Genomic DNA, 18,368 nt, shown 5'->3' with positions numbered 1-18,368 from the left:
GGCCGCGGCCGATAATGTTTCGATGCGCGATACCGACCTGGAAACCGACTTCCGCGGCGCGGGCCTGGGGTCCGACGTGGTGCTGCCGGACGACGGCTTCGCCGCGCCGCCGCCCTCGGGCGGGCTGCGCGTGGACCTGCGGCAGACGCCCGGCGGCGAGGTCGCGTACGAGGCGCTGCCCGACCATCGCATCAAGTTGCATGCGGGTGCGCCGGTCGCGGGCGCCTGCCAGTACCACCGCTTCGTCTACACGCGCGGCGACCTCGACATCGTGCCGGCCGGCACCAGCGACATCTGGCACGAGGCATCGCCGAGCACCTCGGTCGTGGTGCGCATGGCGCCGGCGCTGCTCGAGCGCACGGCCGAAGAAATGGGGCTGCCGGCCGAACGTGCACGGCTCGGCGAGCGCCACCAGTTCCGCGACCCGCAGATCGAGCACATCGCCTGGGCGCTCGACGCCGAGCGCCGCGCGGGATTTCCGAACGGCCGGCTCTACACCGACAGTCTCGGCACCGCGCTGGCGGTGCAACTGGTCGCGACCGGTCCGGTGCGCTCCGCAAAGTCGGCCGCGCAGGGCCTGACCCGGCTGCAGCTGCAGCGCGTGACGGCCTACATCGAGGACCACCTCGACGGCGACCTGTCACTGGCTGCGCTGGCCGGGGTGGCGGGCCTGAGCGCCTCGCACCTGAAGACGCAGTTCAAGCGCTCCACCGGGCTGCCGGTGCACGAATACGTGGTGCATCGCCGCGTCGATCGCGCGCGCAGCCTGCTGCTGACGAGCGAACTGCCCGTGAGCCTCGTCGCGCTGGAGAGCGGCTTCTCGCACCAGAGCCACATGGCGCGCTGCATGCGCCGCGTGCTCGGCGCCACGCCGGGCGAGGTGCGGCGCGCGCGCTAGCTAAAGGCCGCGCGCCGGCGCTCAGCGCGCGGCGGCGTCGTCGAAGCCGCCGAACAGGATGTCGGGCGCGCTCGTGTTGTGCTTCGAGGGCAGGCTGCGTCCGAAGCGGAACTGCGTGGCGTCCAGCGTCTTCACGTCGGGCAGCGGCAGCGCCTGCTCGGCGGCTTCGGGCGATGCCTGCCAGCGCACTTCGCTCATGTCGGCGTTGTCGGGCGCGACGTACATCGAGCGCAGCACCGCGAACGGGCGCCCCTTCGCGGTCGGCGACGAAAGCCGCACGTCGAGCGCGGTGCGCGTGCGGCTGATCTCGGTGGCCTTGACCACGGCGCTGCCGCCGCGCGTGAAGCGCAGGTGGATCGACAGCGGCTGCGCGACGATGCGGATCGAGGCGATGTCCACCACCGGCCGGCCGGCCTGCTCGACTGGGCCCAGCAGGAACGAAGAGCCGTACACGCCGTCGCCGAAGCGGGCCTCGGGCAGTGGCTTGATGCGCCAGTAGCCGTCGGCCGGGTAGAGCACCATCGCCTCAAGCGCCTTGCCGTCTTCCTTGCGAAACACCTGCAGCAGGTGAAAGCCGCGGTCCTTGCGCGCACCCACGCGCACCGGCACCTGTTGCGGCCGCCAGAAGCTAGCGAGCGTCATGCCGACGATGCGCCACTGTGCGTCCTCGTGCAGCACCACGGTGCGGGGCTCGAACTTGTGCGCGGGATCGGTGGGATGGGCGCCACCATCGAAATTGCAGTTCGAGAAGTCGGGCGCGGTCGTGTCGGTGCGGATGCTGTCGAGATAGGCCGGCTGCAGCGCCTCGATGCGCAGCCGGCGGATGCCTTCGCCGCGCAGCACCAGCGAGACGTTGTCCTCTTCCGCGCAGGCGGTGGGGGTGGTACCGTTTTCCACGGTGGCTGCCACGGGGGCGGCCGTTGCGGCACTCGTGGCCAGCCATGCGGCAAGCAGCAGGACGCGAGAAACGTGGGGGGACATCAGATCTCCGGACTGTGGGGGGTGGTGGATGGCGGGTCGCCGCGGCGTTCGAGCAGTTCGCTGAAGAGGCGGTGCTCGCACGCCGGGTCCGAGCATTTGTCGCAGGCCCACGACCAGCGGGCGGGTGTCGGTTCGGCCTGGCCGCGCAGGCCGGCGGGCGCTTCGTGCCCGGCGCTGGCAAGGATGGCATTCCAGGCACTGGCGAGCCTTTCGCCTCCGCTGCCGTGGACCACCGCGAACGACAGCCCGGCGCCCGACAACGCGGCGCGCAGCAGCCGGTCGGTCGGCTCGCGCGCATGGTCGCCGTCGCGCAGCGCGTCGGCCACCCAGGGAATGTCGAGCGCGGTGAGCAGCGTGATCGCGCAGCGGCGCTGGGCGGCGAGGGCGTCCGGGTAGAGCGAGGTGTCGCCGAACAGCTGTTCGCTGTAGACGGCGGTCATGAGCGCCGTCGTGTCCGCCACCACGACGCCAGACGCTGCCGCGGCCTCGATGCGGCGGGTCTGCTCGTCGGCGATGGCCCGTTGCTCGTCGGGGCGCGGCGTGCGGCCTTCGCGCTCGCACCACTCGCGCAGGTATTCGCCCACGAAGGTGGCGGCCGTGCCGCGGGCCTGCAGCCGCTCGGCGAGCGCTTGTGCGAGTTCGGTCTTGCCGGTGCTTTCGGCGCCCACGAGCGCAATCACGCAGCCGACGGGCAGCACGGGCGTCATGCGCGTGCGGCCCCGCCGTGCAAGCGCATCCGCCAGGCCAGGAAGCCGGCCACGCTGAGCACCGCGAACACGGCGTAGAGCCCGACCGTGAGCCACAGGCCCTTGTGGATGAAGAGGCCCACGCTCACCACATTGACCGCGAGCCAGACCAGCCAGTTTTCAATGAACTTGCGCCCGAGCAGGAACTGGCCCACGAGGCTGAGCCCGGTCGCGAAGCCGTCCCACCAGGGCACGTCGGAATCGGTGAAGCGGCGCAGGAACAGTGCCACCGCGGGCCATGCAATGGCGCAGGCGGCGAGTGCCAGCGCGATGCCGCGCGGCGAAAGCCGGCTCACGCGCAGCGTGCTGCCGTCGGCGCGGTGGCCGCGCAGCCACTGGAACCAGCCCCAGAACGCGACGACCGCGAAGAACACCTGGAGCGAGGCGTCGCCGTAGATGCGTGCCTCGGCGAACACCGCCACATAGAGCAGCGAGCTGACGATCGCGAGCGGCCAGCCCCAGTGGATCTCGCGCATGTTGCAGCCGACCATCGCGAGCGCGAGCACGGTGGCCACGAGTTCGAGCCAGCTGACCGGGGCGCCCCAGATCGCGAAGGCGGGGGCCGAGAAGAACTCCGGCATCGGCAGCGGCCGCGCGTTACCTGGTCACCTGAACGAACACTTCGTTCGGCTTCACCATGCCGAGCTCCTGCCGCGCGCGCTCCTCGACCATCTCGAGGCCGACCTTGAGGTCGTTGACCTCGGAGGCGAGCCGCTCGTTGGTCACGGCGGCCTTGGCGTTCGCATCCTTTTGCGCCGTCAGCTTGTCTTGCAGCTGCGTGACCTCGGGAACGCTTCCGCGCCCGCTCCACAGCTGCCACTGCAGGATGACCAGCAGCAGCAGCAGCACGATGGGTGGAGCGAGTCGCGAGCGCATTGCCGCCGGCTACGGGCGCTACTTGAGGTTGTAGAAGGCGCCGCGGCCCGGGTAGCTTGCGATGTCGCCGAGGTCTTCTTCGATGCGCAGCAGCTGGTTGTACTTGGCAATGCGGTCCGAGCGCGAGAGCGAACCGGTCTTGATCTGGCCCGCGTTGGTGCCCACGGCGATGTCGGCGATGGTGCTGTCCTCGGTTTCGCCCGAGCGGTGCGAGATCACGGCCGTGTAGCCGGCGCGCTTGGCCATCTCGATGGCGGCGAAGGTCTCGGTCAGCGTGCCGATCTGGTTGATCTTGATCAGGATCGAGTTGGCGATGCCCTTCTCGATGCCTTCCTGCAGGATCTTGGTGTTGGTGACGAACAGGTCGTCGCCCACCAGCTGCACGCGCTTGCCGAGGCGATCGGTCAGCAGCTTCCAGCCGTCCCAGTCGCCTTCATGCATGCCGTCCTCGATGCTGATGATCGGGTACTTGTCGACCCAGGTCGCGAGCATGTCGGCCCAGTTGCCGGCCGACAGCGTGAGGTTCTCGCCCGACAGCACGTAGTTGCCGTCCTTGTAGAACTCGCTGGCGGCGCAGTCGAGTCCGAGCGCGATCTGCTCGCCCGCCACGAACCCGGCCTTGTCGATGGCCTCGAGGATCAGCTGGATCGCCGCTTCATGGCTCTCGACGCTGGGGGCGAAACCGCCTTCGTCGCCGACGGCCGTGCTGATGCCGCGGTCGCCCAGGATCTTCTTGAGCGCATGGAACACCTCGGCGCCGTAGCGCACGGCCTCGCGGAAGCTCGGCGCGCCCACGGGGATGATCATGAACTCCTGCAGGTCGAGGCTGTTGTTGGCATGCGCGCCGCCGTTGATGACGTTCATCATCGGCACCGGCAGCTGCATGCCGCCCATGCCGCCGAAATAGCGGTACAGCGGCAGGCCCGACTCTTCGGCCGCGGCACGTGCCACGGCCATCGACACCGCGAGGGTGGCATTGGCGCCCAGGCGGGCCTTGTTGTCGGTGCCGTCGAGGTCGATCATCGTGCGGTCGAGGAAGGCCTGCTCGCTGGCATCGAGGCCGAGCACGGATTCCGAGATCTCGGTGTTGATGTTCTCCACGGCCTTGAGCACGCCCTTGCCGAGATAGCGGTTCTTGTCGCCGTCGCGCAGCTCGATGGCTTCGCGCGAACCGGTCGATGCGCCCGAGGGCACGGCCGCGCGGCCCATGGTGCCCGATTCGAGCAGCACGTCGCATTCAACGGTGGGATTGCCGCGGCTGTCGAGGATTTCTCGGCCGACGATGTCAACGATTGCACTCATGCGTTTTTCTCTTTCCTTGGAGTCTCGAATTCTTCAGGTATAGCTCACAAGCCTTCGACGGCGACCATGCGCATCACGGCCGCGCCGGCACGCGCCTCGCGCGCCTTGAGGTACTCGGGCGTTTCATAAAAGGCCTTGGCCTTCTCGAAGCTCGGGAATTTCAGGATCACGATGCGCGAGGGCGTCCAGTCGCCCTCGAGCACCTCGACCTGGCCGCCGCGCACGCACACTTCGGCGCCGTGCGCCTGCATCGCGGCGCCCGACCATTTCTTGTATTCCTCGTACTGCGTCGGGTTCGTGACCTCGACGTGGGCGATGACGTAACCACTGCTCATGATTGAAAGGTGTCCTCTAGAAAAGCGTTCTTCTTCGTGACCTGGTCGAGCGCCAGCAGCGTTTCGAGCAGGGCCTTCATGTGCTTGAGCGGCACCGCGTTGGGGCCGTCGCTCAGTGCCTTGGCGGGATCGGGGTGCGTCTCCATGAAGAGCCCGGCCACGCCCACGGCCACGGCCGCACGCGACAGCACGGGCACCATCTCGCGTTGGCCGCCCGAGGTCGTGCCCTGGCCGCCCGGCAACTGCACCGAGTGGGTCGCATCGAACACCACGGGCGCGCCGGTCTCGCGCATGATCGCGAGCGAGCGCATGTCGGAGACGAGGTTGTTGTAGCCGAAGCTCGCACCGCGTTCGCAAGCCATGAAGCTGTCTTCGTCGAGGCCGGCTTCCTTGGCTGCCGCGCGCGCCTTGTCGATCACGTTCTTCATGTCGTGCGGCGCGAGGAACTGGCCCTTCTTGATGTTCACGGGCTTGCCCGACTGCGCCACCGCGCGGATGAAGTCGGTCTGGCGGCACAGGAAGGCGGGCGTCTGCAGCACGTCGACCACCTTGGCGGCCTCGGTGATGTCGTCTTCGGTGTGCACGTCGGTCAGCACCGGCAGGCCGAGCTCGCGCTTGACCTTGGCGAGGATCTCCAGGCCCTTGTCGCGGCCCGGGCCGCGAAAGCTCGTGCCCGAGGAACGGTTGGCCTTGTCGAAGCTGCTCTTGAAGATGAACGGAATGCCGAGCGAGGCGGTGATCTCCTTCAGCGTGCCGGCGGTGTCCATCTGCAGCTGCTCGGATTCGACCACGCAGGGTCCCGCGATCAGGAAGAAGGGCTGGTCGAGCCCGATGTCGAATCCGCAAAGTTTCATGCGACGACCTTCAGGTTCGTTGCGCCGCCCGCGCTCTGCGCCTTGTGCTCGAGCGCTGCCTTGATGAAGGCGTTGAAGAGCGGATGGCCGCTCCACGGCGTGGACTTGAACTCGGGGTGGAACTGCACGCCCATGTACCAGGGGTGCACGTCCTGCGGCAGCTCGACGATCTCGGTCAGGTGCTCGCGCTGCGTGAGCGCGGAGATCACCAGGCCCGCGGCGCGCAGCTGGTCGAGGTAGTTGACGTTGGCTTCGTAGCGGTGGCGGTGGCGCTCGGTCACCACGTCGCCGTAGATGCTGTGCGCGAGCGTGCCGGCCGTGACGTCGGAGCTCTGCGCGCCCAGGCGCATCGTGCCGCCGAGGTCGGACTTCTCGTCGCGCGTCTTCACCGTGCCGTCGGCGTCCTTCCACTCGGTGATCAGCGCGATCACGGGGCAGGGCGTCTCGGGGTCGAACTCGGTGCTGTTGGCGTTCTTGAGGCCCGCCACGTGGCGCGCGTATTCGATCGTGGCCACCTGCATGCCCAGGCAGATGCCGAGGTAGGGCACCTTGCTTTCGCGCGCGAAGCGGGCGGCGGCGATCTTGCCTTCGACGCCGCGCTGGCCGAAGCCGCCCGGCACGAGGATCGCGTCGTACTTGGCGAGGCGCGAGACGTCTTGCGCCGAGATGGTCTCGGAATCGATGTAGTCGATCTTCACGCGGGCATGGTTCTTCATGCCGGCATGGCGCAGCGCCTCGTTGAGGGACTTGTAGCTGTCGGACAGGTCGACGTACTTGCCGACCATGGCGATGGTCACTTCCTGCTGCGGATGCTCGACCTCGTAGACCAGGTCGTCCCAGCGCTGCAGCTTGGCCGGCGGGGTGTTGATGCGCAGCTTGTCGCAGATCAGGCCGTCGAGGCCCTGCTCGTGCAGCATGCGCGGCACCTTGTAGATGGTGTCGACGTCCCACATCGAGATCACGCCCCATTCGGGCACGTTCGAGAACAGCGAGATCTTGGCGCGCTCGTCGTCGGGGATCGGGCGGTCGGCGCGACACAGCAGCGCATCGGCCTGGATGCCGATGGCGCGCAGCTCCTTGGCGGTGTGCTGCGTGGGCTTGGTCTTGAGCTCGCCGGCAGCGGCGATCCAGGGCACATAGCTCAGGTGCACGAAGGCCGAGTTGTTCGGGCCCATGCGCAGGCTCATCTGGCGCACGGCCTCGAGGAAGGGAAGCGACTCGATGTCGCCCACGGTGCCGCCGATCTCGACGATGGCCACGTCGACCTCGTGCGCGGTGCCGAGGCCGGCGCCGCGCTTGACGTACTCCTGGATCTCGTTGGTGATGTGCGGGATCACCTGCACCGTCTTGCCGAGGTAGTCGCCGCGGCGTTCCTTCTCGAGCACGGTCTTGTAGATCTGGCCGGTGGTGAAGTTGTTGGCCTTGCGCATCCTCGTGGTGATGAAGCGCTCGTAGTGGCCGAGGTCGAGGTCGGTTTCGGCGCCGTCGTCGGTGACGAACACCTCGCCATGCTGGAACGGCGACATCGTGCCGGGGTCGACATTGATGTACGGATCGAGCTTGATGAGGGTGACCTTGAGGCCGCGCGATTCAAGGATCGCGGCGAGGGAGGCGGATGCGATTCCCTTGCCAAGGGAAGATACGACACCACCGGTGACGAAGACAAATTTGGTCATGCCAGTTCCGGACGCTGTAAATCCGGGCAGTGGGAAATTGCGATTGTATATGCCGGCCCCGTGCTGCCGCGAACCGCAAGCGGCATCTCCTTCGCGGCGGGCCGGGTCATTACACTCCAGCGCTATGCAAGATCTCGCCGGCAAGCACATCGTTCTCGGTCTCACGGGCGGCATCGCCTGCTACAAGTCGGCCGAGCTGTGCCGGCTGTTCGTCAAGGCGGGTGCGACCGTGCAGGTCGTGATGACCGAAGCGGCGGAACAGTTCATCACGCCGGTCACGATGCAGGCGCTCTCGGGGCGCAGCGTCTACACCTCGCAGTGGGACGCGCGCGAGCCCAACAACATGCCCCACATCAACCTGAGCCGCGAGGCCGATGCGATCGTGCTGGCGCCCTGCAGCGCCGATTTCATCGCGCGGCTGGTGCAGGGCAGGGCCGACGACCTGCTGAGCCTGATGTGCCTCGCGCGTCCGGCCGACCGCGTGCCGCTCTTGATCGCGCCGGCCATGAACCGCGAGATGTGGGCTCATCCCGCGACCCAGCGCAACCTGATGCAGGTGGCCGCCGACGGTGCCACGGTGCTCGGCGTCGGCAGCGGCTGGCAGGCCTGCGGCGAGACCGGCGACGGCCGCATGCTCGAAGCGGCGCAGCTGCTCGAGGACGTCACCGCCTTCTTCCAGCCCAAGGTGCTGGCCGGGCAGAAGCTGCTCGTGACCGCGGGGCCGACCTTCGAGGCGCTCGACCCGATCCGCGGCATCACCAACCATTCGTCGGGCAAGATGGGCTTCGCGATTGCGCGCGCGGCGCGCGAGGCCGGCGCGGAGGTCACGCTGGTGGCCGGCCCGGTCCACCTGCCGACGCCGCGCGGCGTGAGCCGCATCGACGTGCTCTCGGCCCAGCAGATGCTCGAAGCGACAATGGCGGCGGCCCAGGCTGCTAGCATTTTCGTAGCAACGGCGGCGGTCGCCGACTGGCGCCCGGCCACCCACAGCGAGCAGAAGATCAAGAAGGACGGCAGCGGCAACACGCCGGTGCTGAACTTCGTCGAGAACGCCGACATCCTGCTCACCGTGGCGAGCAGCGAACGCGCAAAGAGCCGGCAGCTGTTCTGCGTCGGCTTCGCGGCCGAGAGCGAGAACCTCGTCGAACATGCCAAGGCCAAGCGCGCACGCAAGGGCATTCCGCTCCTGGTCGGCAACATCGGCCCGCTGACTTTCGGCCAGGACGACAATGCGCTGCTGCTGGTGGATGCCAACGGCGTGCGCGAGCTGCCACGCGCACCCAAGCTCAGGCTCGCGCGCGAGCTGATGGTCGAAATTGCCGCACGACTTCCTGAATGGAGAGCCTGATGAACACCACGAACAACACCGACTGGAACACGCCGCCCAACGGCGACTTCGCACGCTACGTGGAGCAGCTGTCGGCCCAGGCCGCGCGCCGCGTGGTGGCGCAGGGCAACCCCGAGATGGACGCCGGCATGACGGCAGCGAGTCCGGGCGCGGTGCTCACGCCCGCGCAGCAGCAGCAGCGTCGGCGCACACCGGCCGGGAACGGCGCCGCAGCCGCGAAGACCGCCCTCGGGTCCACGGGTTTCAAGATGCTCGCGGGCATCGGCGCGGTCGTCTTCCTGGTGCTCTGGGCGGCCGGCGTGCCTTTCGGTGCGCTGGCTGTTGCGCTGGCCGTCGTGTTCTGGCTCGGCAGGGGCCTCGTCAAGGGCCTGGCCTCGCCCGGTGTCGCCAAGTGGCAGCAGGTGCTCGAAGAAGCCAACCGCAATCAAAGAGAACAGCCAACCAAGTAAGGCAGCAACGAAGTGAAAGTCGACGTCCGCATCCTCGATCCCCGCATGGTGGATCAATTGCCCACCTACGCCACGCCCGGCAGCGCGGGGCTCGACCTGCGGGCCTGCCTCGATGCACCGCTCACGCTGGCGCCCAATGCCTGGCAGCTGGTGGGCACCGGCATCGCGATCCACCTGGCCGACCCGGGTTTTGCGGCAATGATCCTTCCGCGCTCGGGCCTCGGCCACAAGCACGGCATCGTGCTCGGCAACCTCGTCGGCCTGATCGACAGCGACTACCAGGGCGAGCTCAAGGTCAGCGCATGGAACCGCAGCAGCACGCCCTTCGTGCTCGAGCCGATGGAGCGGCTTGCGCAGCTCGTGATCGTGCCGGTGGTGCAGGCGCAGTTTCAGGTCGTCACCGAATTTTCAGCTTCGCAACGCGGCGAAGGCGGCTACGGGTCGACCGGCAAGCACTGACGAACGCATGGCGGCGGCTTCATGTCGTAGCCGTAAAGACCGGAACCCGAAGCGCGCGGCATGCTCCTACATCGTGCTGTGTGTCGGGCGTCATCTCGCTGGCGGCCAGAACGTTAGACACAGGCTTGGTGCAACGGATGCACCCACCATTTCGAGGAGCCTCCCATGAAAATCTCAACGCGCTTCGTTTCCATTGCCGCCTCGGTGGTGGCCCTGGCCACGCTCACCGCCTGCGTCGCGCCGGCGCCGGTCTATCACACCACGCGCTATCCCTACCAGGCGCCGCCGCAGGCGGTGCCCTACCAGGAAGCGGCCTACGTCGACTACGGCCACGTGGCCAACATCGAGGTGCTGCGCAGCGAAACCGGGGGCACCGGCCCCACGGGCGGCGGCGCCGTCGCGGGTGGCGTGCTGGGCGGCGTCGTGGGCAACCAGTTCGGCCACGGCAGCGGCCGTGCGGCCGCCACGGCGCTCGGCATCGTGGGTGGCGCGCTGCTGGGCAACACCATCGAGTCCCAGAACAACGGCCCGCGCGCCTACGAGAGCTACCGCATCTCGGTGCAGACCGACCGCGGTGGGTATCGTGCCTTCGACGTGCCGCACCCGGGCGACCTGCGCGTCGGCGACCGCGTGCGCATCGACAACGGGCACATCTCGCGCATGTAGGCGCATCCGTCCGCCAGCAGAAAAGCCGGGCGCTGCCCGGCTTTCGCTTGTGTGCCTTCGACGGACGAGGCCCGTCAGTGCAGCAGGTCGTTGCCGGGCGCCGTCGGCGGCACCTTGAAGAAGGCGGTGCCCGCAGTGCCGCTGCCGATCTCTTCCTCGGTCGCTTCGCGCACCGAGCGCACCGTGATGTCGAGCCGCACCGCGATGCCGGCGAGCGGATGGTTGCCGTCGAGCACGAGGTGTTCGGGGTAGATCTCGGCCACGGTGTAGATCACGTCCTTGGGCATCGCCTCGCTCACGCCCTTGGGCAGCGCGGCGCCGTCGAAGGTCATGCCTTCTTCAGTCCCCTCGGGGAACAGCGCGCGCGGCTCCAGGAAGAGCAACTGGTCGTTGAAGTCGCCGAAGCCCTGCTCGGGCTCGAGCTGCAATTGCACGCGTGCGCCGGGCTCGTGGCCCTGCAGCGCCGCTTCGATCACATCGAAGAGGTCGTCGCCGCCGACGAGGAACTCCACCGGCTCGTCAAGCACGTCGAGCACCTCGCCGAGGGTGTCTTTCATGGTCCAGGTCAGGCCGACCACGCATTGTTCAGAGATTTCCATTGCAGAATTCTCCCATGGAGATCACACAACCGCTGCCGCTGCTCGGCGGCCTGAGCGCCGCGCAGTTCATGCGGCGACATTGGCAGAAAAAGCCGCTGCTGGTGCGCCAGGCCGTGCCCGCCATGGTGCCACCGATAGCGCGCAGTGCGCTCTTTGCCCTTGCCGGGCGCGAGGAGGTGGAGTCCCGGCTCATCCGCCATGGCAGGGCCGGCTGGACCCTGCGGCACGGCCCCTTCGGGCGCCGCGCCCTGCCGCCGCTTTCGCAGCCCGCATGGTCGCTGCTGGTGCAGGGCGTCGACCTGCACGATGACGGGGTGCATGCACTGCTTCAGCAGTTCCGCTTTTTGCCCGATGCGCGGCTCGACGACCTGATGATCAGCTATGCGAGCGACCAGGGTGGGGTCGGCCCGCATTTCGACAGCTATGACGTGTTCCTGCTCCAGGCGCAGGGCCGGCGCCGCTGGTCGATCGGCAGGCAGGACGACCTGCGCCTGCAGCCCGGCGTGCCGCTCAAGATCCTCGAGCATTTCGAACCCGAAGAGAGCTTCGTGCTCGAGCCGGGCGACATGCTCTACCTGCCGCCGCGCTATGCGCACGACGGCGTGGCCCTGGGCGACGACTGCATGACCTGCTCGATCGGCTTGCGCTCGCCGGCGGCCGGCGAGTTCGGTGCCGACCTGCTGGCCCGAATGGCGCAGGCTTATTCGGAAGCGCTGGAGGATGCGGGCCCGGCCGAACTGGCGCGCTACCGCGATCCCTCACAGCCCGCGGTCGATGCACCTGCCGCGATGCCGGCGGCAATGCAGGCCTTCGCGCGCAAGGCCATCGACGCGGCGCTGCGCGATCCCGATGCCATCGACCGCGCGCTCGGCGAGTCGCTCACCGAGCCCAAGGCCAATGTCTGGTTCGACGACGGCGGCGAGGTGCCCGACGTGCTGCGGCATGTGGCGCTCGACCGCCGCACCCGCATGCTCTACGACGCGCGGCACCTCTACATCAACGGCGAGAGCTTCCGCGCGGGCGGCGCCGACGCCACGCTGATGCGCCGGCTGGCCGATCGGCGCGCACTCGGTCCGCGCGAACTGGCGCGGGCGAGCGAAGGCGCACTGGCGCTGTTGTCCGAATGGTGCGAGGCGGGGTGGGTCCATGCCGGCTGAAGAAGCGCAGGCCGTGGCTTTGCCTCCGAATCTGCCCGAAGGCCGCTTCGACGGCCGCGAAGCCTTCGACGGCATCGTGCGTGCTGCGCTCGCGAACGCGGCCCGCGAGGGCTGGAACGAACTGGTCTTCAGCGACCCGGATTTTGCCGACTGGCCGCTCGGCGAGCGTGCCTCCGTCGAAGCGCTCACGGCCTGGTCGGCTCCGGGCCGGCGCTTCGTGCTGCTCGCTGAGCGTTTCGACGTGATCGAGCGCGTGCATGCGCGCTTCTTGCCGTGGCGCCGCATGTGGGATCACATCGTCGAATGCCGCAGCTTGCGCGGCGCAGCCGGCGTGCAAATGGTGCCGAGCGCCATCTGGACGCCCGCATGGTTCATGCACCGCATCGACCCCGAGCGCAGCCGCGGCGTCTGCGGCTTCGATCCGCGCGCCCGGCGCGCGCTGCGCGAAACATTCGATGAATCGTGGCGGGCCGGGCGACCGGCATTTCCGGCAACGACATTGGGCTTGTAAGCCAATGCCGCGAATGCGACCGCAAGACACAAAGGGATGACGATGGGGGTCTAGAATTTTTTCGTCCAGACATCCCAATACAAAGGAGTTTCTCTATGAAGAAGTCGTCTTCCGTCTTGCTCGCCTCGCTGATCGCCGTTGCCGCCCTCACGGCCTGCGGAAAGAAAGAGGACGCCGCGCCGGCGGTCGTGACGCCGCCGCCCGCACCGGTGACCGAACCCGCCCCGGCCATGCCGCCCGCATCGAGCCCGTCGACCATGAGCGATCCGGCGGCCGCCACGCCGTCTACGGGCGCATCGTCCGCACTCGACGCGGCCAATGCCGCGACCGACGCTGCCAAGAAGGAAGAAGCGCCCAAGCAGTAATCCGGAGCCTGCTGCCGGCGCGTCCTGCGCCTGGCACGACCGCAAAAAAAGCCGCCCTCATCATCGGGCGGCTTTTTTGCGTGGGCTCGTCGAAGCCCGCCGGCCTGTTCAGACCTCGAGCCACGGCGAGCCGTCGAGCGCGTTCGCTGTAAGCATTTCGGCCTCGTGTCCGCCCAGGGCCTCGGCCATGAGCCGGCGCACGATCTCGGGACGGTTGTTCTGCTCGCTCAGGTGCGCTGCAACCACGTGGCGCAGGCCGTCGTGATGCACTGCGCGCGCGATCTCCGCGGCGGCCGCGTTCGACAGATGGCCGTGCCGGCCGCCCACACGCAGCTTCAAAAACGGCGGGTACGAGGAATTCGCCAGCAGGTCGCTGTCGTGGTTGAACTCCAGCAGCAGCGCATGCACGCCGCTGAGCCTCGACAGCACATGGCTCGTGGCATGACCCAGGTCGGTGAGCACACCGAGCGTGCGCGCGCCGTCGGAGCAGCGAAGCTGCAGCGGCTCGCGCGCATCGTGCGGCACGGTGAAGGGCTGTACCGACAGGTCGCCGACCTCGAAGGCCGCATCGTCGCGCGCCAGATGGAGCCGGCCCTCGAAATCGCGCCCGCCCGTAGCGAGCCAAGTGCCTTCGCTCATCCAGACCGGAATGCGCTCGCGGCGCGAGAGTGCATGGGCGCAGCCGATGTGGTCGCCGTGCTCGTGCGTGATGAAGATCGCGTCGATGTCGGCCGCTGCGAGGCCCGCCTTCGCGAGCCGCAGGTCGAGCTGGCGAATGCCGAAGCCGCAGTCGATCAGGAGCCGCGAAGTGCGGCCGCCGCTGGTCGCCTCGACCAGCGCGGCATTGCCCGTGCTGCCGCTGCCGAGGCTTCGGAAGCGGAGCATGCGGCTTACTTCAGGTCGTCGGCAATGACCTTGACGATGCGTTCTGCATTGGCCGAGGCCTCCGGCGCGCCGGCTTCGTTCTGCACGGCGACGGTCGTCATCTCGCCCTGGCCCTTGACCACGATGCGGAACTTGACGGGTGCCTCGTCCTTCTTCGAGCCGCTGAACAGCTTGCCGAAGAAGCCCGATTCCTTCTTGTCGGCGTTCGGGGTCACGTAGCGAACGTAGTAGATGCCGGCGCTGCGGTCGCGGTCTTCGACGGTGAAGCCGGTGCGGTCGAGCGCGAGGCCGACGCGGCGCCAGGCGCGGTCGAAGCCTTCGCTGATCTGGACGACCGGCTGTCCGCCGACGTTGGCGATGGTGGCGGTCTTGGTCGGCGCGGTGGTGGCGGCGAGGATCTTCGACTGCTCCTGCGAGACGCCGAGCTTGACCATCAGGCGGCGCAGGAACTCGGTCTCGAGTTCGGGGTCGCTCGGGCGCGGCTGCCAGACGGTCTGGTCCTGGCGGCTGTTGGTGTAGATCTCTTGCATGCCGCGGTGGCTGATGAAGATCTCGGTGCCGTTGGGCGTGCGCTCCATGCGGGTGCGGAAGCGGTCGAGTTCACCGGTCGAGTAGACCGAGTCGACCAGCTTGCCGAGTGTGCCTCGGATGATGTCCTGCGGCAGCTTGGCGCGGTTCTCGGCCCAGTCGGTTTCCATGATGCCGAGGTTGCGCTGCTCGGTGGTCAGCAGGAAGCCGCTTTCCTGCCAGAAGTCCTTGACGGGATCCCAGAGCTGGTCGGGCGAGCGGTTGATGACGATCCAGCGCTGCGTGCCCGCGCGTTCCATGCGGACGTCGCCGATGTTGGCGACCGCCGTGGGGATGCCCGGCGCATTCGCCGCGCCGGCCTGGTAGGCATTGGCCGTGACCGGGCCGCCCGGCACCGCATAGCGGTTTTCGCGCGACAGTTGCGACAGGTCGGGCGGGACTTCGAGCGTGGGGGCCTTGCCGGCGCTCTTGTAGTCGATCTTGTCGCCCTCGAGGACGGAGCAGGCGGCGAGGCTGACAACGAGGGTGGCCAGCAGTGCAGCTCGCGGGATGTGCGCAATGTTCTTCAACGTCGTCTTCCTTGTTGGAATGGGTTCGGTCAGTCTGTGGTGGGCCGCGATGCCCGCACTCTCAGAGCGCGGTTCAGGCAAAAGGTTGCGTCACCTCTGTGCGGCGGAGAGGAAATGATGGCAGCGGGAGAGCCGCTCAGCCCTTGAGGAGGCCGGTGGCGCGCAGTGCGGCCTCGACCACCGGATGGTGTGCTTCCGAAAGCTCGGTGAGCGGCAGCCGCAGCGTACCGCCGCAGAGCCCGAGTCGGGCCATGGCCCACTTCAGCGGGATGGGGTTGGGTTCGACGAACAGGTGGCGGTGCAGTGGCATCAGCTCGAACTGGATCTGCATCGCGCGGCGCACGTCGCCCGCCAGGGCCGCCACGCACAGTTCGTGCATCTTGCGCGGCGCGATGTTGGCCGTGACGCTGATGTTGCCCTTGCCGCCGCACAGCATCAGTGCCACTGCGCTGGGGTCGTCGCCCGAGTACACGGCGAAATGTGCGGGGAGGTCGCGGATCAGCCATTGCGCGCGCTCGATGTTGCCGGTGGCTTCCTTGATGCCGATGATGCCCGGCACCTGCGCGAGCCGCAGCACGGTCTCGTGCGCCATATCGGCCACGGTGCGGCCCGGCACGTTGTAGAGCACGGTGGGCAGGTCGCCCACGGCCTCGGCAATGGCCTTGAAGTGCTGGTACTGGCCTTCCTGCGTCGGCTTGTTGTAGTAGGGCACGACCTGCAGCTGCGAGTCGGCGCCCACGCCCTTGGCGAAGCGGGCGAGTTCGATCGCTTCCTTGGTGGAGTTGGCGCCGCAGCCGGCCATGATGGGCACGCGGCCCTTGGCCTGCTCGACCGACACGCGGATGATTTCGCAATGCTCTTCCACGTCGACCGTGGGCGATTCGCCCGTGGTGCCGACGATGCCGAGGCAATCCGTGCCTTCGTCGATGTGCCAGTCGATCAGCCGGCGCAGGGCGGGATAGTCGACACTGCCGTCGTCGTGCATTGGCGTGACGAGAGCGACGATGCTGCCTGTCAGTTGCTCCAAGGGGAATCTCTCTGTCGGTGGACGAAAGTGTCGATTCTACTGACTCCGGGGGGCCTGGAAATCCCGGGCCCGGCGGGCTCAGCCGGCCCGCAGCGGATGGCGCACCGGCGCTCCCGGAACGGGCAGGTCCTCCCGGACGGCCGCAATGCGCTGCACGAAGCGGTCGGGCGCGGCCAGAAAGCCGTCTTCATACGCCACCACGCGCAAACCCTGGCAGGCGGCAAGCAGTTCGCCGGGCTGCAGCAGGAAGTCGGGGCGCGAGGGCTTGCCGACGGTTTCGTTGCCGGCCGCGAAGGTTTCGTAGAGCAGCACGCCGCCCGGTGCGACGGCGGCCAAGATGTCGTCCATGCGCGGACGCCAGAGATAGTGGGTGACGACCACCGCGCCGAACGCCTGGCCGGCGAAGGGCCACGGACCGGCCTCGATGTCGGCGGCCAGCACCTTGCCGAAGGCCCCCGCGGCCGCGACGGCTTCGGCGTCGCGGTCCACGCCCGTCGCCGCATGCCCGCGTTCGGCGAACCAGCGCATGTGCCGTCCGCGGCCGCAGGCCACGTCGAGCACCGTGGCGCCCGGTGCGAGCAGGTGCGACCACCGAACGATCCATTCCGACGGCTCGGTGCCGGCGTGCGGAGGCACTGCGTCTTTCATTCTGGGCGATGGGGCGAAAGGTTCAGAAACAGGACCAGACCTGGTCCACCAGCGTGACCAGGAAGCTCGGTTCGACGTAGAGCGCGAACACGCCGCCGAGCACGGCCAGCGCGGCGGCGAGCCAGCCGGCGTGGACGAGTTGGCGGTGCGTTTGCGGCGTCATGGGCCTATTTTCGCTCTCAGCCCGGCACCCCGGCAGGCCGGGCGGCACGCGTGATCGCGCCTTCCTTGACCGGCAGGTTGATCAGCGCAGCGAACACGCCGAGGGCGATCGCGAGGTACCAGACGACGTCGTAGCTGCCCGTGGTGTCGTAGAGATAGCCGCCGAGCCAGACGCCGAGGAACGACCCGACCTGGTGGCTCAGGAACACGAAGCCGCTGAGCATCGACAGGTGGGCCACGCCGAAGATGCCGGCGACGATCGCGTTCGTCGCGGGCACGGTCGAGAGCCACAGGAAGCCCATGGCGGCCGAGAACAGGTAGACGCTCGCGGGCGAGAGCGGCGCCACCAGGAACAGCGCGATTGCGATCGCCCGCGCGAAGTAGATTGCCGCGAGGATCTTGCGCTTGGCGAGCGTCTGGCCCAGCAGCCCCACGGTGTAGGTGCCGAACACGTTGAAAAGCCCGATCAGCGCCAGTGCATAGCCTGCCACCTCGGGCGGCAGGCTGCGGTCGCGCAGGTAGGTGGGCATGTGGATGCCGATGAACGCCAGCTGGAAGCCGCAGACGAAGTAGCCGGCCATCAGCAGCCCGAAGCTCGGGTAGCGGAAGGCCTCGCCCACCGCCTGCAGCACCGACTGATTGCGGTGCCCCGAGAGCGCCGCGGTCTTCGGCTCGCGCAGCCCGAAGGCCAGCGGAATGATCACCAGCACCAGCACCGCGACCACCGCGAGCGCGGTCTGCCAGCCCAGGCTGCCGATCAGCCGGCCCTCGATCGGCGCCATGAGGAACTGCCCGAACGAGCCCGCCGCGGCCGCCACGCCCATGGCCCACGAACGCCGATCGGCCGGGATCTGCCGCCCGATCACGCCGTAGATCACCGCATAGGTGGTGCCCGCCTGGGCCGCGCCGATCAAGATGCCCGCGCTCAGCGTGAAGAGCAGCGGCGTTGGCGAATGCGCCATGCCGAAGAGGCCCAGCGCGTAGAACACGGCACCGCCGATCAGCACGCGGAAGGCGCCGAAGCGGTCGGCCAGCATGCCCGCGAACACGCCGAAGATGCCCCAAGAGAGGTTCTGGATGGCCAGGGCGAACGAAAAGGTCTGCCGGCTCCAGTCCTGCGCCTGGGTGATCGGCTGCAGCCACAGACCGAAGCCGTGCCGGATGCCCATCGACAGCGTGACGATCATGGCCCCGCAGAACAGGACTTGCTTGACCGAGAGGGCGGGCGCGGACGTTGACATGGCGTCGAATGTAGCGATTTGCCCGTCCCCGCGCCGGCGTGCGGGCCTTCGCGATTGATGATTTATCCGCGGCAATGCAATGCGCC

The 18,368-nt window shown here is 68.2% G+C and carries 23 protein-coding genes; 8 read left to right on the top strand and 15 right to left on the bottom strand.

Annotated features, from left to right (window positions below):
• Positions 1-22 precede the first annotated feature (22 nt).
• On the top strand, positions 23-898 hold the full coding sequence (locus AC3A6R_RS05230) for a helix-turn-helix domain-containing protein (protein ID WP_487857986.1): 876 nt from the start codon (positions 23-25) through the stop codon (positions 896-898).
• A gap of 21 nt (positions 899-919) precedes the next feature.
• Here the strand turns inward: AC3A6R_RS05230 and AC3A6R_RS05225 are convergent, their stop codons facing one another.
• Genes AC3A6R_RS05225 through pyrG form a run of 8 tightly spaced genes read right to left on the bottom strand, consistent with a single transcriptional unit; the run spans position 920 to position 7,668 of the window.
• On the bottom strand, positions 920-1,879 hold the full coding sequence (locus AC3A6R_RS05225; protein ID WP_487857985.1) for a hypothetical protein: 960 nt from the start codon (positions 1,877-1,879) through the stop codon (positions 920-922).
• Positions 1,879-2,586, bottom strand: a complete 708-nt coding sequence (locus AC3A6R_RS05220; RefSeq protein ID WP_487857984.1) for an AAA family ATPase — start codon at positions 2,584-2,586, stop codon at positions 1,879-1,881. The genes AC3A6R_RS05225 and AC3A6R_RS05220 overlap by 1 nt, the downstream gene beginning before the upstream one ends.
• The gene (gene pnuC, locus AC3A6R_RS05215; protein ID WP_487857983.1) at positions 2,583-3,206 is read right to left on the bottom strand and encodes a nicotinamide riboside transporter PnuC; all 624 of its coding nucleotides are present in this window, start codon (positions 3,204-3,206) and stop codon (positions 2,583-2,585) included. Before pnuC ends, AC3A6R_RS05220 begins: the two co-directional genes overlap by 4 nt.
• Positions 3,207-3,222: 16 nt before the next feature.
• Positions 3,223-3,501 (bottom strand): cell division protein FtsB, encoded by a 279-nt coding sequence (gene ftsB / locus AC3A6R_RS05210; RefSeq protein WP_487857982.1) that lies wholly within the window; start codon positions 3,499-3,501, stop codon positions 3,223-3,225.
• A gap of 18 nt (positions 3,502-3,519) precedes the next feature.
• The gene (gene eno / locus AC3A6R_RS05205; protein WP_487857981.1) at positions 3,520-4,803 is read right to left on the bottom strand and encodes a phosphopyruvate hydratase; all 1,284 of its coding nucleotides are present in this window, start codon (positions 4,801-4,803) and stop codon (positions 3,520-3,522) included.
• Between the two features lie 44 nt (positions 4,804-4,847).
• Positions 4,848-5,138, bottom strand: coding sequence for a DUF1330 domain-containing protein (locus tag AC3A6R_RS05200; RefSeq protein WP_487857980.1), 291 nt, complete (start codon positions 5,136-5,138; stop codon positions 4,848-4,850).
• Positions 5,135-5,992, bottom strand: coding sequence for a 3-deoxy-8-phosphooctulonate synthase (gene kdsA, locus AC3A6R_RS05195; protein ID WP_487857979.1), 858 nt, complete (start codon positions 5,990-5,992; stop codon positions 5,135-5,137). Before kdsA ends, AC3A6R_RS05200 begins: the two co-directional genes overlap by 4 nt.
• Complete coding sequence (gene pyrG / locus AC3A6R_RS05190) at positions 5,989-7,668, bottom strand: CTP synthase (RefSeq protein WP_487857978.1); 1,680 nt, start codon at positions 7,666-7,668, stop codon at positions 5,989-5,991. Before pyrG ends, kdsA begins: the two co-directional genes overlap by 4 nt.
• A 124-nt stretch (positions 7,669-7,792) precedes the next feature.
• On the opposite strand from pyrG, the gene coaBC reads away from it, so the two are divergent.
• The 4 genes from coaBC to AC3A6R_RS05170 all read left to right on the top strand — a co-directional run bounded on the left by coaBC (position 7,793) and on the right by AC3A6R_RS05170 (position 10,590).
• Positions 7,793-9,016 carry a bifunctional phosphopantothenoylcysteine decarboxylase/phosphopantothenate--cysteine ligase CoaBC gene (coaBC, locus tag AC3A6R_RS05185; protein WP_487857977.1) on the top strand — a complete coding sequence of 408 codons (1,224 nt, stop codon included), beginning with the start codon at positions 7,793-7,795 and terminating at the stop codon, positions 9,014-9,016.
• The gene (locus AC3A6R_RS05180; RefSeq protein ID WP_487857976.1) at positions 9,016-9,465 is read left to right on the top strand and encodes a hypothetical protein; all 450 of its coding nucleotides are present in this window, start codon (positions 9,016-9,018) and stop codon (positions 9,463-9,465) included. The genes coaBC and AC3A6R_RS05180 overlap by 1 nt, the downstream gene beginning before the upstream one ends.
• 12 nt (positions 9,466-9,477) lie before the next feature.
• Positions 9,478-9,924 carry a dUTP diphosphatase gene (gene dut / locus AC3A6R_RS05175; RefSeq protein WP_487857975.1) on the top strand — a complete coding sequence of 149 codons (447 nt, stop codon included), beginning with the start codon at positions 9,478-9,480 and terminating at the stop codon, positions 9,922-9,924.
• 165 nt (positions 9,925-10,089) lie between these two features.
• A complete protein-coding gene (locus tag AC3A6R_RS05170) occupies positions 10,090-10,590 on the top strand; it encodes an outer membrane lipoprotein (protein ID WP_487857974.1) in 501 nt (166 codons plus the stop codon).
• Between the two features lie 74 nt (positions 10,591-10,664).
• Here the strand turns inward: AC3A6R_RS05170 and AC3A6R_RS05165 are convergent, their stop codons facing one another.
• A complete protein-coding gene (locus tag AC3A6R_RS05165) occupies positions 10,665-11,189 on the bottom strand; it encodes an FKBP-type peptidyl-prolyl cis-trans isomerase (RefSeq protein ID WP_487857973.1) in 525 nt (174 codons plus the stop codon).
• A gap of 14 nt (positions 11,190-11,203) precedes the next feature.
• On the opposite strand from AC3A6R_RS05165, the gene AC3A6R_RS05160 reads away from it, so the two are divergent.
• The 3 genes from AC3A6R_RS05160 (at position 11,204) to AC3A6R_RS05150 (ending at position 13,222) form a co-directional block, all read left to right on the top strand.
• On the top strand, positions 11,204-12,346 hold the full coding sequence (locus tag AC3A6R_RS05160) for a JmjC domain-containing protein (RefSeq protein ID WP_487857972.1): 1,143 nt from the start codon (positions 11,204-11,206) through the stop codon (positions 12,344-12,346).
• Positions 12,336-12,857, top strand: coding sequence for a hypothetical protein (locus AC3A6R_RS05155; protein WP_487857971.1), 522 nt, complete (start codon positions 12,336-12,338; stop codon positions 12,855-12,857). Before AC3A6R_RS05160 ends, AC3A6R_RS05155 begins: the two co-directional genes overlap by 11 nt.
• A gap of 95 nt (positions 12,858-12,952) precedes the next feature.
• Positions 12,953-13,222 carry a hypothetical protein gene (locus AC3A6R_RS05150; RefSeq protein ID WP_487857970.1) on the top strand — a complete coding sequence of 90 codons (270 nt, stop codon included), beginning with the start codon at positions 12,953-12,955 and terminating at the stop codon, positions 13,220-13,222.
• Positions 13,223-13,330: 108 nt separating this feature from the next.
• On the opposite strand, the gene AC3A6R_RS05145 is transcribed toward AC3A6R_RS05150, so the two are convergent.
• From AC3A6R_RS05145 to AC3A6R_RS05120, 6 genes are all read right to left on the bottom strand, one after another.
• Positions 13,331-14,107 carry an MBL fold metallo-hydrolase gene (locus tag AC3A6R_RS05145; protein WP_487857969.1) on the bottom strand — a complete coding sequence of 259 codons (777 nt, stop codon included), beginning with the start codon at positions 14,105-14,107 and terminating at the stop codon, positions 13,331-13,333.
• A gap of 5 nt (positions 14,108-14,112) precedes the next feature.
• Positions 14,113-15,204 (bottom strand): NlpB/DapX family lipoprotein, encoded by a 1,092-nt coding sequence (bamC, locus tag AC3A6R_RS05140; RefSeq protein ID WP_487857968.1) that lies wholly within the window; start codon positions 15,202-15,204, stop codon positions 14,113-14,115.
• Positions 15,205-15,340: 136 nt separating this feature from the next.
• Entirely contained in the window at positions 15,341-16,231 is an 891-nt protein-coding gene (dapA, locus tag AC3A6R_RS05135; RefSeq protein ID WP_487857967.1) for a 4-hydroxy-tetrahydrodipicolinate synthase, read from the bottom strand.
• 78 nt (positions 16,232-16,309) lie between these two features.
• Entirely contained in the window at positions 16,310-16,879 is a 570-nt protein-coding gene (locus tag AC3A6R_RS05130) for a class I SAM-dependent methyltransferase (protein WP_487857966.1), read from the bottom strand.
• 22 nt (positions 16,880-16,901) lie between these two features.
• A complete protein-coding gene (locus AC3A6R_RS05125) occupies positions 16,902-17,042 on the bottom strand; it encodes a hypothetical protein (RefSeq protein ID WP_487857965.1) in 141 nt (46 codons plus the stop codon).
• 16 nt (positions 17,043-17,058) lie between these two features.
• Entirely contained in the window at positions 17,059-18,282 is a 1,224-nt protein-coding gene (locus AC3A6R_RS05120; protein ID WP_487857964.1) for an MFS transporter, read from the bottom strand.
• Between the last annotated feature and the right edge of the window lie 86 nt (positions 18,283-18,368).

The sequence above is a fragment of the Variovorax sp. Soil_C_19 genome, assembly GCF_057657255.1.
This window is presented reverse-complemented; position numbering and strand designations above follow the sequence as displayed.